The following is a 1,801-nucleotide window of genomic DNA, read 5'->3' as shown; positions in this document are numbered from 1 at the left end:
TTGACCGAAGAACGAGACGCAAGCCCCTGGCTTTAGACACGGGGATAAGTCGGCAGCGGTTTCAACCGCCTTCAATATTTAAAAAATCTTAATTCAAAATTAATGTAGTATACAGGCTTGTGCTGTATAACTATACTATGAGCGTCAATTACAAGTCGAACAAAAATGTTGTTTACTCGTGTAAATACCATATTGTGTGGTGTCCGAAATATCGCCGAAAGGTTTTAGTTGAGGGTGTTGACACCCGTTTAAAGGAAATACTGTTAGAGGTTGCGACTGAGTTTAACAGTGAATTAATCGAGATAGAAGTAATGCCAGATCATGTTCACGTTTTGATAGAATGCGATCCTCAGTTTGGGATTGCAAAACTGATTCGGTACATGAAAGGGCGTTCTTCTCGATATCTTCGCCAAGAATTTCCTTGGCTAAAAAGTCGATTGCCAACTCTATGGACGAATAGCTACTTTATTGCCACTGTTGGCGGTGCGCCTATTTCAGTAATTAAGCAGTACATTGAGAATCAGAAAAATGTCTAATTATGGATGCCAGCCAAATCTAATCAGTCCAAGTCGAGAGTTGAGAAGCATACTAGAATTTGTATGTGAAGAGTCGAACAAGTTAGCCAACTGCGGGACTTACTACTCTCGGCAGTTGTATTTCAAAACCGGGAAAATTCCTAGCAAGTATGACTTGCACAAGTTATTTAAAGACAATCTTCACTTCAAAGCACTATATTCCCATGTTGCTCAACAAACATTGACCAGCGTCGCGGAATCTTTTAAGTCATACATTGGGCTATTAAAAGGAATCAAGAGTGGTACGGTAACGCAACACCCCAAACTACCCAAATACCGCAAAAATAGTTTAAAACTCGTAACGTTTCCAAAAGCAGATGTAAAGCTGAAGAATGGGCAATTAAGATTTCCATTGGGAAGCAAGGTTAAACTATGGTTCGGAATCGGTGAATTTTATTTGCCAATGCCAACCAACCTAGACTACAAAGCAATTAGAGAGATTCGCATTTTGCCAAGAAATGGACAATTTTATGTCGAGTTTGTCTACCAACTTCAGTCAACAGCAGTTGAACTAGATGTCAGCAGAGCTATGGGTATCGATCCAGGATTGAATAATTGGTTAACTTGCGTTTCCAATGTGGGGACAAGTTTTATCGTAGATGGACGGCATTTAAAATCATTAAATCAATGGTATAACAAGCGGGTTGCGTCAATAAAAGAGCATAGACCTCAAGGCTTTTGGTCTAAGCGATTGGCAAAAATCACGGAAAAACGAAACAGGCAAACGAGAGATGCCGTTAATAAAGCGGCTAGATTGGTATTGAATCATTGCCGGGAAAACCAAATAGGTACAATTGTTTTTGGCTGGAATAAGGGAATGCGACAAGAAATAAGTCTTGGTAGCAAAACCAATCAAAGCTTTGTGCAAATCCCTACCGCTCGATTAAAAAACAGGATTTCCCAGCTTTGTGAACAATATGGTATTCGGTTCATTGAGACTGAAGAAAGCTATACAAGTAAGGCGAGTTTTTTAGATTCCGATGAACTACCTAAGTTCGGTGAAAAACCTGAAGGGTGGAAAGAATCAGGAAAGCGCATCAATCGCGGACTGTATAGCTCAAAAGACGGAAGCAAAATTAACGCAGATTGTAATGGTGCTGGAAATATTTTGCGAAAAGTATCGGCAACTTTAGGGTTATGCCTTAAAAGAGTCAGTAGAGGCGCTTTGATTTCGCCTTTGAAAGTTCGTATCTGGACTCTTCAAGAATCCCCGTCCCTTTAGGGCT

At 40.2% G+C, this 1,801-nt stretch carries 2 protein-coding genes; both read left to right on the top strand.

From position 1 onward, the window contains the following. The first annotated feature begins 137 nt into the window (after positions 1–137). Positions 138–536 carry an IS200/IS605 family transposase gene (gene tnpA / locus QUB14_RS28520; protein WP_333297468.1) on the top strand — a complete coding sequence of 133 codons (399 nt, stop codon included), beginning with the start codon at positions 138–140 and terminating at the stop codon, positions 534–536. Further along, positions 529–1,797, top strand: a complete 1,269-nt coding sequence (locus QUB14_RS28515) for a transposase (protein WP_333297465.1) — start codon at positions 529–531, stop codon at positions 1,795–1,797. The genes tnpA and QUB14_RS28515 overlap by 8 nt, the downstream gene beginning before the upstream one ends. Positions 1,798–1,801: the final 4 nt, after the last annotated feature.

Origin of the sequence: Microcoleus sp. B3-D2, from assembly GCF_036705345.1 — a bacterium.
Lineage (GTDB): Bacteria > Cyanobacteriota > Cyanobacteriia > Cyanobacteriales > Microcoleaceae > Microcoleus.
The sequence above is the reverse complement of the archived record's forward strand: the minus strand, read 5'-3'. Positions and strand labels throughout refer to the sequence as shown.